Here is a 13999-nt window from a genome sequence, read left to right as displayed (position 1 = left end):
TCACCCACTGCGCGAGCAGGACGAGGGCCGGTCAGCCTTGAGGCTGACCGGCCCTCCCGCTTTACCGCTGCGGGCTCACTCAGTCCGGCAGAACCGCTTGGGCCGGCATCACTTCACCCCCCTGAACGAAGAGCCCTCGGCCGGTGGGCCCCCCGCCGACGTTCGACGGCAGGCGAATGCTGAACATCTCACCGTCCTGCGTGCCCTGCGGCGACAGCAGCAGACCCGCACGCGAGCGGCGTGCCTGCACGACAAAGCCCCGGTACTGCGAGGACAACGTGTCGACGGCACCCGCGGCGATCAGGCCGAGCCCGCCGTCCATGCCCCGCTTGACCACCTCTTCGAGCGCTTCGTCGAGCGGAGTGTCATACAGCAGTTCCGCATCGTCGACGACGATGACGTAGGGGCCCCGCGCAGTACTGATCAGCGCCTCCAGGTCGTCCTCGGAACTCTCGCTGTCGAGGGAGCCGAGTACCCCGGACGCCGTGGCCAGTTCCCGGAGAGGGGAACGACGCGGCGTGATCACGATGACCTCGGTCCCCTGCCGCAGCAAGGAGTCGGCCGCTGTGACCAGGGTGCTGGAGCGCCCGGATTTCGGAGGCCCCGAGATGACGAATCCGGGCCCCCCCTCCTCCAAGTCCACTCCTAGAGGCCGCAGTTCGTCCCCACCTACGGCGACAAGAGCCCAGAGGGGCGACGCCGGAGCGAAGCCGGGCTGTAGCGCCATGGCCTCGCGGACCCCGATGCGCGCCGGCAGTACGTCGACCCGGATCGGACGCTGGTACTCCGTCGGCTTGGACTCGGCTTGACCGGCCGAGCGCGCGATCTCCTGGAGGGCCGCCACCTGGGCCTGCCCCGAGGGGTTCTCGGCGAGCAGCGCCAACTGGCTCTCCTGCACCCCGTCGTCCGTGGCCTTCAGCGCCCGGCCCGTGGGGATCTCCTTCGGAACATCCTTGCTCGACAAACCCGCAAGGGCGTAGTCCGCCTGGTCCGCGAGGCGAAGTACGAGTCGTTCGCTGAAGGAGCTGGAGATGTCACCGGTCAGACCGCTGCGGTCAGTCGTGAGGACTACCTTCACTCCGACCGCGGCGCCCTCTCGGAACAGTCTCTTGGCATCGTCGACGAGCCGGCCGTAGTCGTAGTTCTCGAAGGCCTGGCGGTAGGCGTCCCAGCCGTCCAGCAGAACCACCATCCAGGGCAACCGCTCCGAGGGATCGGCCGCCGATCGCTGTTCCGCCGCGCTGGACTGCCCCTTCTCCGCGAGGAGCATCTGGCGTCGCGACACCTCGCTCAGCAGCCGGCCCAGCAATCGGTCGACACGTGCCTTCTGGTCTCGGGTCACAACAGCGCCGCAGTGCGGAAGGCCGGCGAGCGGGAGCAGTGCGTTGGCACCGCAGTCGATGCCGTAGATGTGCACATCGCTGGGCGACGTGGTCCGGGCGACGGCCCCCGCGATGGTCCGTAGCGCGGTCGACCGCCCGGAGCGGGGGCCGCCGGCGATCATCAGGTGCTCGCCGTCCGTCAGATCGAGTGCGAGCGGTTCGCGAGCCTGCTGGGCCGGAAGGTCGGTCAGGCCGATACGTACGGGAGCGACCGGGTCATCGCCGGTCCTCCTCACCGGCAGCGACTCCAGATCCGCGAGCGTCACCTGCGTGGGGATGGGCGGCAGCCATGGGCTACGCGGCTGCGCGCAGCCCAGTTGCCTGGCGCCATCGGCGATCGCGTCGACCAGCACGGCAAGGTCGGTCACCATCGTGCCGTCGTCCTCGTCGTCCTGCGCGACTCGCGGCAGTGGACGCCCGTACGCCATCCAGTCCAGGAAGTTCACTGTCACTTGCGGAGCGGTGTCGGCTCCGGGGCGTCGCCCACCGATGCGTGCGGACTGCACTCCCACCAGCGACTGTGATCCGGACCGTACGTAACAGCGTCCCGGTGTGCTCTTCGAGATGCTGCCCGCGTCGGGCGCGTCGATGACGTCGCGCGACTCCTCGCCGTTGGTGACGCGCAGGGCGATGCGAAGGTTGGTGTTGGCGCGGATGTCGGCGCTGACCACGCCCGCCGGGCGCTGTGTCGCCAGCATCAGGTGAACGCCGAGGGAGCGGCCACGCCTGGCGATGTCCACGAGCCCGGCGATGAAGTCGGGCAGCTCCGCGACAAGGGAGGCGAATTCGTCGATGATGAGGACCAGCCTGGGCATCGGCTCCAGCTGCGGCCGGAGCCGCCTGGCGTCGTTGTAGTCCTCGATGTCCTTCGTGGCCGCTTCGAAGAGAATCCCCTCGCGTCGCCTCAACTCGGCGGCCAGTGAGGCCAACGCCCGCTCGGTCAGGTGCGCGTCGAGGTCGCTCACCATGCCCACGGTGTGGGGCAGCCGGGCGCAGTCCTGGAACGCGCTGCCGCCCTTGTAGTCGATGAGGACGAAGTTGAGCGCGTCCGGGGTGTTACCCACGGCCAGAGACGCGATGATCGTCTGGAGGAGTTCCGACTTGCCTGCACCAGTCGTACCAGCGATCAGAGCATGCGGGCCATCCCGGCGGATGTCCAGGACGAAGGGCCCGTCGGCCGCCAGGCCGATGAATGCGGCCGTGGTCGCACCTCCGCGCTTCCAGATCGCTGCAACGTCCGTGCCGGTCGGGTCAGGCATCCTCAGGAGACTCAGCAGTCGCGCAGAGGTGGGGAGTGCGCTGTCCGCGTCGTCACGGCTTACGTCCCGCACCGGCGCCATGGCCCGGGCCACACGCTCACACCAGGCGACGGAGACCTGATCGGCCAACACGTCGCCCACCGACTCGTAGCCGTAACCACGCAGATGGACGGTGCTCAACGCTCCGGGCGACCAGCAGACGGCTGTGCGGCATTCCTCGGGCAGGAGACGCTCGTCCTCGTCGACGCACAGCGCGAAGATGCCGTGCCCTGGGCCCTCCTGCAGCAGTTGCGGTACCCCGGGGACCCGACGCAGGAGACGGGCGCCGTCGAGGACGATCAGCACATGCGGGTCCGGACGCAGCGCCCTCAGGCCGCCGCTCTCCTGGGCTGCGGCTTGCCTGCGTGCCAGTTCGTTCAGCAGCTCATTGACGCGTCTCGAGATGGACTCCGCGTCCGTCCCCAGCAGAGCAACGCAATTCTGGCCCTGCTGGGGGTTCGCATGAGGTAGCCACTGGGTCCAGCTCCAGTTCTCGGCGGCGTCCGACACCGACGAGAGCACAACAAGCGAGAGATCCCGTGGGCTGTGCAGCACCGCGGCCTGTGCGGTCATCCAGCGCGCGGTGGCTACGGCTCGCAGCCGGTCCCCGGCAACGCCCACCACCCCCAGTTCGGCAAAGGGGAGCGTCATCGGAACGTCAGTGACCACCGGCGGTTCGGGATCTTCCACGTCGACCCCGGTGGCTCGACCGTTCACCAGGTCGATTTCGGCTTTCAGATCGCTGAATCCGACCCTGAGGAACATGGCATCCGGGTCTGTGATCCGTCGCTCCCACAGACGCCTGCGGGGCCCGGTGGCGAAGAGGAGGAGCTGCCCGGGGTCGGGGAAGGCCTCACGGCGACGGCGCTGGTCTCGCTCAGCAAGTCGCTCAAGCTCCGCTTCCTGTTCCTCCTTGGCTTTCTTGTACTCCTTCAGGGCCGCACGGTATTTCTTCTTGCCGTGCCGCCGGTCGCTGAACCACTGTCCGAGCATCATCAAGGGGGACAGCAGACAGAACAGCAGCATGTAGATCGTCTTGGTGACGAAGTACATTGCGACGCCGAAGAACAGCGGCATCAACATGGAGATGAGCTGAAAGCGAATCCCCTCGTCCTTGCCCGGCGGCATGGGTACCGTCAGCCTCGGCCGGGACAGAGGGGAAGACAAGCGAGGCGGACGGTTGTAGGCGAGGCCTCCCTCACCCGTGGGAGAAAGGTGTGCGTCCGGCTCACCCGGTTCGGCCAGGCTGAAGAGGGAGTCGCCGGCCTTGAGCAACATGCCGGATTCCCACTCCTGCACAGCGGTCACTGGCTCGTCGTCGAGGAACAGTTCCACGTCGCCCTGCGGTGCGATGTTGACGCGTCCCTTGAGGTCGACGGTCACTCGAGCCGCCACCGACGCCAGCCGGGGGTCCTCGGTGGCGATGGTGCACGTGTCTGCCGAGCCGAGCGTTGCCACCCCCGCGGACAGGCGGGCGACCCGTCCCGCCCCCGGGCCGCCGCAGACCCGCACCTCGTACCTGCCGGTCGGCTCGCCGGCAGCCAGGAAGGGGCCGATGGAGTCATCAATAGTGATCCGCGCTCCATCCCTGAGGATGTCGCCTACCTGCATCTCAGGTGACAGAGGTCGTCCGTCGATCCACAGGGTGGCGGGGGCTGTCTGCGCTGACCGCAGATGGTGAACCTCAGCGTCCCGTGCAAGGGTCTGTGAAAGCGCTGCGCCTCTCCGGGCCCGTCTCAGCGCCTCGGCCACCTCGGCCGCGGTCACGCCTTCGTCAGCGCTGATCATCGCATCCTGAGGTGCGGCTCCTTCCTGAACAACGGTCGTCCGCACTCGCATCAGGCCGCCTCCCCCTCCCCGTCGGATGTGCCTGGAAAGACTTTGCTCCGAGCCTAGCCCCGCTACTGAGAGCCCGACGATGCGGGATCCGCCCACCGCCCGCGACTGCCGTCGCCTTGTTGCCCATTGGGCGAGGTCGTCTAACCGTCAGCCCTGGTCTGCCCCACTTCCTCCAGCGACACCTGAGGAGCAAATGCGCGCAGAGCATCCACGAGACGTCCACGGTCAAGGGTCCACAGATTGATGTGCCTGCTCGCCAGGAACAGGTCGTGATCGATGTGCGGCGCGAGCCGGGTCGTCTGGTCTCGGCTGAGCAATGCGTTCGGGCCGGGGAGCGCCGGAGCCCCCGGCCGACGACGCAGCCCCACGTAGCGCATGGGTGTCAGCGCGGCCGTTTCTTGCTGCCAGAGAACCACGGCGGAAACGTCGTGCCACGGTACGAATGCAGTCTGGCCGACATGGCGTGCGGGTGCTCCGCCCAAGGTGACACCCTGGTCGTCGACGCAGAACGCGATAAGCCGCCTCGTCCAAGCTCCACTGAGGAGTTGAAAGGGTGTCCAGGGGTACCGAGCTTCGTACACGGAGGATTCAGGTCCGGGCATGCAGCGGTCGCCTCTCCTTTACGTTGGGTTTCATCTGCCTTTCATCACGATATGCACCACATCTTCATACCGCCGGCAGCGCGTAGATCTCCGGTCCGTGGGTGACCAGCAGCCGGTTGCCGGAGATGGTCACCTGCCACGGTTCGCCGTTGTCCTTGTTGTCGTCGTAGACCCAGCGGACCTTGCCGGTCCGGGCTTCCAGTGCGACGACGCCGCCGCCGGACAGACCGCCGGTCGCCCCGTACAAGGAGGAGCCGGCGCGCAGGAACGTCTCCGGTCCGTCGGCTTCCAGGTCGTCGCAGAGCCAGGTCCGCTTGCCCGTCTTGACGTCCACCGCCCAGACGCCGTCGTCGTAGTCGCTGACGTACAGCACGCCGTCGATCACCGAGGGGTTGCGGAAGGCCCGGCGGCCGTTGGAGGACAGGGTCCAGCGGGTGTCGCCCGTGTCGGCGTCGAGGGCCGTGAGCTTGTCGCCCGGCAGGAAGACGAGGCCGCCCTCGACCGTGGGCTGCCAGGTCCAGTCCTCACCGATCTTCCTGGTCCACAGCTGCGCGCCCGTGGCGGTGTCCCGCACCGTGAGGTTGTAGTTGGAGTCGGCGTACACCAGGTGCTTGCCGGAGACACTGCCCTGGACGTCGTAGTCCTTGGTGCCCCAGTCCCGTCTCTGCAGCCACGTCTTCTTGCCGGTGGTGTGGCTGATGGCGGCCACGGCCGTGCGGTACTCCGTGGCGCTTCTGGACTCGCCGTAGTCGTTCGCCGTGACGTAGACGTTCTCGTCGTCGACGGCGATGGCGGATTCGACCGTCAGGGACTTGCCCAGCCTGCTCCGCCAGACCTCCTCGCCGGTCTTCACGTCGAGGGCTACGAGCACCCCGTCGTAGCCGCCGTCGGCCAGGAACACCTTGCCGTCGTGGAAGAGGAGGGGCTCCCCCGGGCGGCACGCCTCCTTCTTCGACCAACGGGCCTCGCCCGTCTTCACGTCGTAGGCGACGAGCGGGTCGCCGCTGATCAGCAGGAGGCCGTCGTGGGTGAGCAGCGGTACGAGCGCACTGGTGCTGTCCTCCGCCGCCGACTTGCGCCACAGGGGCTGGGGCGCGACGCCGGGGGGCGGCGTGGTGAACCGCTCCCCGGCTTGTTCGGCCGAGCCGCCCCGGCCTGCCTCGTCCGTCGTGGAAGGGGAGTCGCCTCCGTCCTGCGTGAGCCACCAGGCCACTCCGCTTCCGGTCATGGCGACACCGACGGCGGCCCCGAGCGCCAGGCCGAGCGCACGGCGACGGGAACGGTCGTCGGGCTGTCCGCCGAGCTGCACCGTGCCAGGGAGGGGGGTGCCCGGGGCACCTCCGGGAACGGGGGAGCCGTAACCCGGCGTCGGCGCGCCGCCGTACGCCTGGGCCGGGTCGGCCGTCGCGGTCGCGCCCGCCGTCATGGTCGGCGCCGGGCCGAAAGACGCTACGGCCGGGGCGTCGAGGTCGAGTATCCCCGCGGCGTGCGTCGCGATCGTCGACGCCACCGCCGACGGCAGCCAGTCGGTCAGAACGGGCTCAACGCCCTGCGGGGCCAGTGACGTCACGATCTGCGCCGGTGCCGGACGCTGTGCGGGATCCTTCATCAGGCAGGCTCGGACCAGGCCCAGCAGCGACTGCGGTACGCCGGTGAGGTCGGGCTCGCCGTGCACGATCTGATAGAGCAGCGCGGCGTGCGAGGAAGCGCCGTCTCCGTAGGCCCCCCGGCCGGTCGCCGCGAAAGCGAGCACCGCGCCCAGGGAGAAGACGTCGCCCGCCGTGCCGACGTCCTTGCCCTGGGCCTGTTCCGGGGACATGTAGCCGGGTGATCCGACCACGACTCCGGTCTGTGTCATACGGCTTCCGTCGACGGCCCGTGCGATGCCGAAGTCGATGACACGGGGGCCGTCGGCGGCCAGCAGGACGTTGGACGGTTTGAGGTCACGATGGATCAGGCCCGCCGCGTGCACCTCCTGCAGTGCCGCGGCGAGGCCGACGGCCAGGGCACGGACCGTACGCTCCGGCAGCGCGCCGTGCGCGGCGACCACGTCCGTGAGGTCCGGGCCGAGCACGTAGGACGTCGCCAGCCAGGGCAGTGACGCGTCAGGGTCGGCGTCCACGACCGGCGCGGTGTAGCGGCCGGACACCGCCTTGGCGATCTCCACCTCGTGCCGGAAGCGCTCCCGGAAGCCGGCGTCCGCCGCGAGATCCGGGCGCACCACCTTCACGGCGACGGTACGGCCACCGGGCGAACGCGCGAGGTACACACGTCCCATGCCGCCGGCGCCGAGTCTTCGCAGCAGGCGGTAACTGCCCAGCTCGCGAGGATCGTCCGGCTGCAGTGTCTCCATGGTGGCCTTCCCCGTCATGATGCCCGTGCGGCATGTGCTGCGCCTGATGTCGTTCGCCGACGCAGACACATTAGTGAGTGCCGGGGGACGGACAGCTACCGGGAGGAGCCGAAAGGCAGTTGTTCGACCTTCGACAACCGGGCCTTCGGCGACCCCGACTCCTTGCTGTCCGACTCGTAGACCAGGTCGTCGCCGGCCGGGGTGAGGCGGACCGTGTGCTCGGCCTGGTTGCAGACGTCGCGGTTGGACCCGGCGCCGACGGAGGTCGTGACGAGCTGTTTCTCCGTGACCTGCCTCAGGGTGAGGACGTCGTCGCAGACGCCGCCGAAGATGTCCGTGTGGCGGAGGGTGCCCACCTGCTCGCCCACCTTGGCCTGCTCGAGGGTGACGCGGAACGTGCCGAGCGGGATGGCGATGCTCTCGCGGGAGGTGGCCTGTCCCTCCCAGGTGCCCAGGTAGGTGGTGGGGACGGTGAGGGGGGAGGCCGGTTCTTCGGACTTGCCCCCGCCGTCGGACTGTGCGGCGCCGCCCTTGGAACCGCCCGGCAGCAGGTCGAGTACGACCACGGAGCCGACGGTCACCGCGGCCAGCGCGCCCGCCACCGCGAGGGCGACCGTGCAGCTGACGCGCCGGCCTCGGCCGCCGCGGTCGGGGGAGGAGGTGGCCGCGAAGGAGACGGACAGTTTCCCGGGGGCGCCCCGCTCTCCCGGCTGGGTGGGCGGGGTCGCGGGTGCGTGGGGTGGCGCGTCGCGGGGCCCGGGGACGGCGGCCGTGCCCGGCCCTCGTGTTCCCGGCATCACGGGCGGCGGGCCGAAGGTCCCGGACGCCGCACCGGCCGGCGCGGGGTCACCCGCTGACGGGCCGCCGAAGCCTTCGGTCACCACCCCGCTCGCGGACGGCCCACCGAGACCCCCGGCCGGCGAAGCCCCACCCGTCGGCGCCCCGCCGGGCTCCGCCGCCTCCCCCACCGACGGCCTGCTGAACCCCACCGGCCCCGACGGCCCCTCCCCCGTCGCCTCCAGGTTCAGGAGCCTTACCGCGGCCCGGCTCACCTGTTCCACCAGGGGCCCCGGCAGCCAGCCGGCCGCCACCAGGCGGGCCGCGCCGCCCTCGGGGGCCAGGCGGCGGGCCAGTTCGGTGGGGGTCGGGCGGACGGACGGGGCCTTGTCGAGGCACGCCTCGACAAGCTCGCGCAGGTCGCCGTCCAGTTCGCCCAGTTCGGGCGGCTCGTGCACGACCTTGTACAGCAGGGCCGCCGAGGAGTCGCCGGGGAACGGGGGGCTGCCCGTCGCCGCGTACGCCAGGACCGCGCCGAGGGAGAAGACGTCCGCCGCGCCCGTCACGCCCTTGCCGAGGATCTGCTCGGGGGACATGTAGCCGGGGGAGCCGATCGACACGCCCGTCGATGTCAGGGACGCCGTGCCCTCCGTGGCGCGGGCGATGCCGAAGTCGATCAGGAGGGGGCCGTCGAGGGTGAGGAGGACGTTCGACGGCTTCACGTCCCTGTGCACCAGGCCCAGTGCGTGTACGGCCGTCAGCGCCTCGGCCAGCCCCGCGCCCAGCGCCCGTACGGTGGGCGCGGGCAGTGGGCCGGTGCCGGTGACCGCCGCGGCGAGGGACGGGCCGGCCGCGTAGGCGGTGGCGACCCAGGGGACCCGGGCGTCGGGGTCGGCGTCCAGGACGGGGGCCGTCCAGGCGCCGCCGACCCGGCGGGCCGCGTCGACCTCGCGCCGGAACCGGGCGCGGAACTCCTCGTCCAGCGCGAAGTGGGGGTGCACGATCTTCACCGCGACCGTGCGGCCCCCGGCGCTGCGGCCCAGATAGACCCGGCCCATGCCGCCGGAGCCGAGCCGGCCGAGCAGCCGGTAGGGGCCCACGACCGTGGGCTCGTCCACTTCGAGCGGCCGCATGGCGTCCACCCCTCCCCCGTCACGCCCGTACCCCGGAACCTTCCAGCAGGGTAGTGGGCGGGCCGCCCGTGGCCTCAGGGACGGAGCAGATCGATCTTCACGTCGGCCGGGAAGCCCGTCGTCGGTCCCACCCTGCGGGCGAACTCGGCGACCGCCTCCAGCTGCGGGGCGCCGAAGCTGAAGTCGAGGGTGGTGAAGTACTGCGCCAGGGTCGCCTCGTCGAAGGCCTCCCAGCGGGCCGCCTGCTCGGCGACCTTGTCGACCTCCTCCAGGGAGAGGTTGCGGGAGGCGAGGAAGGCCTCGTGCACCTTGCGGGTGATGACCGGCTCGCGCTCCAGGTAGTCGCGGCGCACCGCCCACACCGCGAAGACGAACGGCAGGCCCGTCCACTGCTTCCACAGGGCGCCCAGGTCGTGCACGTCGAGCCCGTAGCGGGGGCCGTCGAGCATGTTGGCGCGCAGGGCCGCGTCCCCGATGAGGACGGCCGCCTCGGCCTCCTGCATCATCAGGCTCAGGTCGGGCGGGCAGGTGTAGTAGTCGGGCCGTACGCCGTACCGCTCGGCGAGGAGGAGCTGGGCGAGGCGTACGGAGGTGCGGGAGGTCGACCCGAGGGCGACCCGCGCTCCGTCCAGCCGGTCCAGCGGGACCTGCGAGGCGATCACGCAGGACATCACGTCGCCGTCGCAGCCGACGGCGATGTCCGGGAAGGCGACGAGCTGGTCCGCGTGCTTGAGGAACTCGACGAGGGTGACGGGCCCGATGTCGAGGTCGCCCTGCACCAGCTTCTCACTGAGCTTTTCCGGGGTGTCCTTCGTCAGCTCGAAGTCGAGGAGCGTGCCCGTTCTCGCGAGCCCCCAGTACAGGGGCAGGCAGTTCAGGAACTGGATGTGGCCGACGCGCGGCCGGGTGCGAGGATTGTCCACATCGTGAGGCTAGTCCTCGTCCCCGGCGGGCGGACCTTCGCCCCCTCGCCCTCCCCGATCGTCCAAACGTTCGAACGGATGCCCGTGGCGGACGGGGTGTTCAAACATTCGGGTGACGTGATCTTGACCTCTATTGCATTCGGGAGCCTGCGTGCTAGGCTCTTCCGCAAGTTGCAGTTTGGTTTCCCTTGCAGTACAGAGCCTGCGGAGCATGTGACCGCGGGCTCTCGTCGTTCTCAGACGGATGCACTTGTGCGGAATTGGTCTTCACACTTGCTGGTTCTGGAGCAGGGCAACCCTTTGGGCCCAAGGAGGGCTTATGGCTACCGGAACCGTGAAGTGGTTCAACGCCGAAAAGGGCTTTGGTTTCATCGCCCAGGAAGGCGGCGGCCCCGACGTCTTCGTCCACTACTCCGCGATCAACGCGAGCGGCTTCCGCTCCCTTGAGGAGAACCAGCAGGTGTCCTTCGACGTCACGCAGGGTCCGAAGGGCCCGCAGGCGGAGAACGTCACCCCGGTCTGATCCTCGCCGATCCGGGAACGACTAGCAGTACCCAAGGAGCCCCGCGCCGTCAGGCGACGGGGCTCCTGCCTTTCCGGGACTTTATTGAATTCCCGGCGAATTCTTCCCATACGCACTACATGATCGGCATGAATTACATATCGTGCTCCAGCGCCTCGCACGAGTACCGCACCTCAGCGCGATACGGCGTGTGGTCCTCCGGTTCGAGTTCGGTGCTTTCCTCTCCGGCGGCCTGCCTTCACCCGGCGCGTTCGGCCGGCTCGGAGCGGCGCGGCGCCGGCCCAGGTGAGTGAACCGCTGTCCGCCGGTGCGGTGGTCCTGTGGGTGGCGCCGCCGGCGACGGGCGCCCACCGGGGGCAGAGGCTCCGCGGGCCGGGCACGTACAGGCCGGGCTGTCAGTGGAGACGAGTAGGGTCACCGCCCATGACCGCCACCGACGCCGATCACGTAGTCGCCACCCGTACCTTCTACGACGCCATCGCCGAGGACTACGCCGCTCTGTTCCGCGACCAGCTCACGGGGAGACCGCTGGACCGGGCGCTGCTGGCCGGTTTCGCCGAACTGGTCGGTGAGGGCGGCCGGGTGGCCGACCTGGGGTGTGGTCCCGGCCGGGTGACCGCGCATCTCGCCTCCCTCGGGCTCTCCGTCTTCGGCCTCGACCTGTCGGAGGGGATGCTCGCGATCGCCCGCCGCGAGCATCCCGGCCTGCGCTTCGAGCAGGGCTCGATGCGGAACCTGGACCTCTCCGACGGCGCCCTCGCCGGCGTGGTCTCCTGGTACTCCACCATCCACACCCCGCAGGACGAACTGCCCGCCGTGTACGCCGAGTTCCGCCGGGTCCTGGCACCCGGGGGCCATCTGCTGCTCGCGTTCCAGTGCGGCGACGAACCCCGCCGTCACGAGCGCCCCTGGGGCCACCCGGTCACCCTCGACTTCCGGCGCATGCGCCCGGAGGGCATCGCCGCGCTCCTGGAGGCTGCCGGTTTCACCCTCGTCCAGCGCACGGTGCGCACCGCCGACACGGACCAGGGCGAGTCGACGCCCCAGGCGTTCCTGATCGCCCGCGCGGCGGAGTGACCTACCCCGCGTACAGCCCCTCCACCTCCGCCGCGAAGTCCCGCAGGATCTCCTCCCGGCGCAGCTTCATCGACGGGGTCAGGTGGCCCGCCTCCTCCGTGAAGTCCGCCGGGAGGACGGTGAAGCGGCGGATCGACTCCGGGCGGGAGAGCATCTTGTTGGCCTCGTCGATCGCGCGCTGGAGGATCGCGTACAGCTCCTCGTCGTCGAGGACGAGTTCCGGCGGGACCGGGTGCTTGCCGTTCATACGGCGCCAGTGGGTGATGCCGGCGGGATCGAGGGTGATCAGGGCGGAGACGTAGGGGCGGTTGTCGCCGACCACCATGACCTGGGAGATCAGCGGGTGCGAGCGGAGCCAGTTCTCCAGCGGGGCCGGGGCGACGCTCTTGCCGCCGGAGGTGATGATCAGCTCCTTCTTGCGGCCCGTGATGGTCAGGTAGCCCTCGTCGTCCAGTTCGCCGAGGTCGCCGGTGGGCAGCCAGCCGTCGGACGCGGCGGGGGCGACCCCGCCCGCCTGGGGGTCCCAGTAGCCGCGCAGCACATGGTCGCCGCCGACCAGGATCTCGCCGTCCGCCGCTATGCGGATCCGTGTTCCCGGCAGCGGCCAGCCCACCGTGCCCAGACGGGGTTTGAGCGGGGGTGTCACCGTCGAGGCGCCGGTGGTCTCCGTCAGGCCGTAGCCCTCGAAGATCTCGATGCCGGCACCGGCGTAGAACGCGGCGAGGCGGGGGCCGAGCGGGGAGCCGCCGCAGATGGCGTAACGCACCTTGCCGCCCATGGCGTTGCGGATCTTGCGGTAGACCAGCGGGTCGTAGAAGGCGCGGGCCGTCCTCAGGGAGCGGGACGGGCCGGCCCCCGCCCCCGTCTGGCCGGCCTCGACCGCCTCGCCGTAGCGGCGGGCCACCGACTCCGCGCGGTCGAAGGCCGAGAGCCGTCCGCCCGCCTCCGCCTTCGCCCGAGCGGTGTTGAAGACCTTCTCCAGCATGTACGGGATGGTCAGCAGGCAGGTGGGCCGGAAGCTCGCCAGGTCGGGCAGCAGGTCCGCGGGCGCCAGGCTCGGCGCGTGGCCGAGGCGCACCCGGGCGCGCACACAGGCGACGGCGACCATCCTGCCGAAGACGTGGGACATCGGCAGGAAGAGCAGGACGGAGGCCTCTTCGCCGGTCCGGGCCTTGAAGACGGGGTAGAGCAGCTCGATGGCGTTGTCCACCTCGGCGAAGAAGTTGCCGTGGGTGAGGGCGCAGCCCTTGGGGCGGCCGGTGGTGCCCGAGGTGTAGATGAGGGTGGCGAGGGTGTCGGGTCCCAGGACGCCGCGGCGCACCTCCACTTCCTGGTCGGGTACGCGCGCACCGGCTTCCGCGAGCGCGTCGACGTGACCCTTCTCCACGACCCACACCCGCCGCAGGTCGGGGAGGTGGGGAAGTTCGGGGCCGAGGGCGGCGGCCTGCCCGGCCGTCTCCGTGACCAGGGCGACGGCGCCGGAGTCGTGCAGGATCCAGCGGGCCTGGAAGACGGAGGAGGTGGGGTAGACGGGTACGGTGACCAGTCCGGCCGCCCACGCGGCGAAGTCGAGCACCGTCCACTCGTAGATCGTGCGGGCCATGACGGCGATCCGGTCGCCCGGCATCAGGCCCTCGGCGATCAGCCCCTTCGCGACGGCCAGGACCTCGGTGGCGAATCGTTCCGCCGTGACGTCCCGCCAACTGCCGTCCGCCGTCTTCCGGCTGAGCACCACCGCGTCCGGCGCCGTGCCCGCGTTCTCGAACGGCAGGTCGGCGAGCGACCCGTGCCGCACCCGCTTCGCGAACGGCGGTACGGACGCCTCCCGTACGACCCCGTCCAGCCGCCGGATCTCGGGCTCGACCAGAACGGGTGCTCCGTAGTCGTCGGCGTCGAGAGCGGTGGAGGAATGCGTGGTGGACACGGGCGGCTCCTGAGGCGTGCAGGGGAACTGCGTGATGCCACGACGTACGTGCCCCGCACGCCGAGGCGCTCACCGGTGGCCGGCGGGGAAAGGGGTCACCACCGGTCGGTGCGGAGAGCGTACGGCGCTGACGTGGAAGGTCTGTGCGGGTTCGGGGATGGTCCCGGG

8 protein-coding genes are annotated in these 13999 nt (G+C 70.3%); 2 read left to right on the top strand and 6 right to left on the bottom strand.

The features are described 5' to 3' along the window. Positions 1–79 precede the first annotated feature (79 nt). The 5 genes from ACIA6T_RS00230 to ACIA6T_RS00210 form a co-directional block, all read right to left on the bottom strand. On the bottom strand, positions 80–4519 hold the full coding sequence (locus tag ACIA6T_RS00230; RefSeq protein WP_399444332.1) for an FtsK/SpoIIIE domain-containing protein: 4440 nt from the start codon (positions 4517–4519) through the stop codon (positions 80–82). Between the two features lie 140 nt (positions 4520–4659). Further along, a complete protein-coding gene (locus tag ACIA6T_RS00225; RefSeq protein WP_399444331.1) occupies positions 4660–4935 on the bottom strand; it encodes a hypothetical protein in 276 nt (91 codons plus the stop codon). A 250-nt stretch (positions 4936–5185) separates the two neighbouring features. Beyond that, entirely contained in the window at positions 5186–7474 is a 2289-nt protein-coding gene (locus tag ACIA6T_RS00220) for a PQQ-binding-like beta-propeller repeat protein (protein ID WP_399444330.1), read from the bottom strand. A gap of 95 nt (positions 7475–7569) precedes the next feature. Beyond that, a complete protein-coding gene (locus tag ACIA6T_RS00215; protein ID WP_399444329.1) occupies positions 7570–9384 on the bottom strand; it encodes a serine/threonine-protein kinase in 1815 nt (604 codons plus the stop codon). A gap of 74 nt (positions 9385–9458) precedes the next feature. Beyond that, positions 9459–10307 (bottom strand): menaquinone biosynthetic enzyme MqnA/MqnD family protein, encoded by an 849-nt coding sequence (locus tag ACIA6T_RS00210; protein WP_399444328.1) that lies wholly within the window; start codon positions 10305–10307, stop codon positions 9459–9461. A 319-nt stretch (positions 10308–10626) separates the two neighbouring features. Between ACIA6T_RS00210 and ACIA6T_RS00205 the strand changes: the two genes are divergently transcribed. Together ACIA6T_RS00205 and ACIA6T_RS00200 are read left to right on the top strand one after the other, a co-directional pair. Beyond that, positions 10627–10830 (top strand): cold-shock protein, encoded by a 204-nt coding sequence (locus ACIA6T_RS00205; protein ID WP_003992177.1) that lies wholly within the window; start codon positions 10627–10629, stop codon positions 10828–10830. 423 nt (positions 10831–11253) lie between these two features. Continuing rightward, positions 11254–11907, top strand: coding sequence for a class I SAM-dependent methyltransferase (locus tag ACIA6T_RS00200; RefSeq protein ID WP_399444327.1), 654 nt, complete (start codon positions 11254–11256; stop codon positions 11905–11907). Between the two features lies 1 nt (position 11908). Here the strand turns inward: ACIA6T_RS00200 and ACIA6T_RS00195 are convergent, their stop codons facing one another. After that, complete coding sequence (locus tag ACIA6T_RS00195; RefSeq protein WP_399444326.1) at positions 11909–13831, bottom strand: AMP-dependent synthetase/ligase; 1923 nt, start codon at positions 13829–13831, stop codon at positions 11909–11911. Positions 13832–13999: the final 168 nt, after the last annotated feature.

This window comes from Streptomyces sp. NPDC051740 (assembly GCF_044453165.1).
GTDB classification, from domain to species: Bacteria; Actinomycetota; Actinomycetes; order Streptomycetales; family Streptomycetaceae; genus Streptomyces; species Streptomyces atrovirens.
Note: the sequence above shows the minus strand (reverse complement) of the source record. Positions and strands in the feature narration are given on the sequence as shown.

Coding starts and splice junctions, on each gene's coding strand:
- ACIA6T_RS00230 (WP_399444332.1), bottom strand. CDS start 4,519: ATGCGAGTGCGGACGACCGTTGTTCAGGAAGGAGCCGCACCTCAGGAT.
- ACIA6T_RS00220 (WP_399444330.1), bottom strand. CDS start 7,474: ATGGAGACACTGCAGCCGGACGATCCTCGCGAGCTGGGCAGTTACCGC.
- ACIA6T_RS00215 (WP_399444329.1), bottom strand. CDS start 9,384: ATGCGGCCGCTCGAAGTGGACGAGCCCACGGTCGTGGGCCCCTACCGG.
- ACIA6T_RS00205 (WP_003992177.1), top strand. CDS start 10,627: ATGGCTACCGGAACCGTGAAGTGGTTCAACGCCGAAAAGGGCTTTGGT.
- ACIA6T_RS00200 (WP_399444327.1), top strand. CDS start 11,254: ATGACCGCCACCGACGCCGATCACGTAGTCGCCACCCGTACCTTCTAC.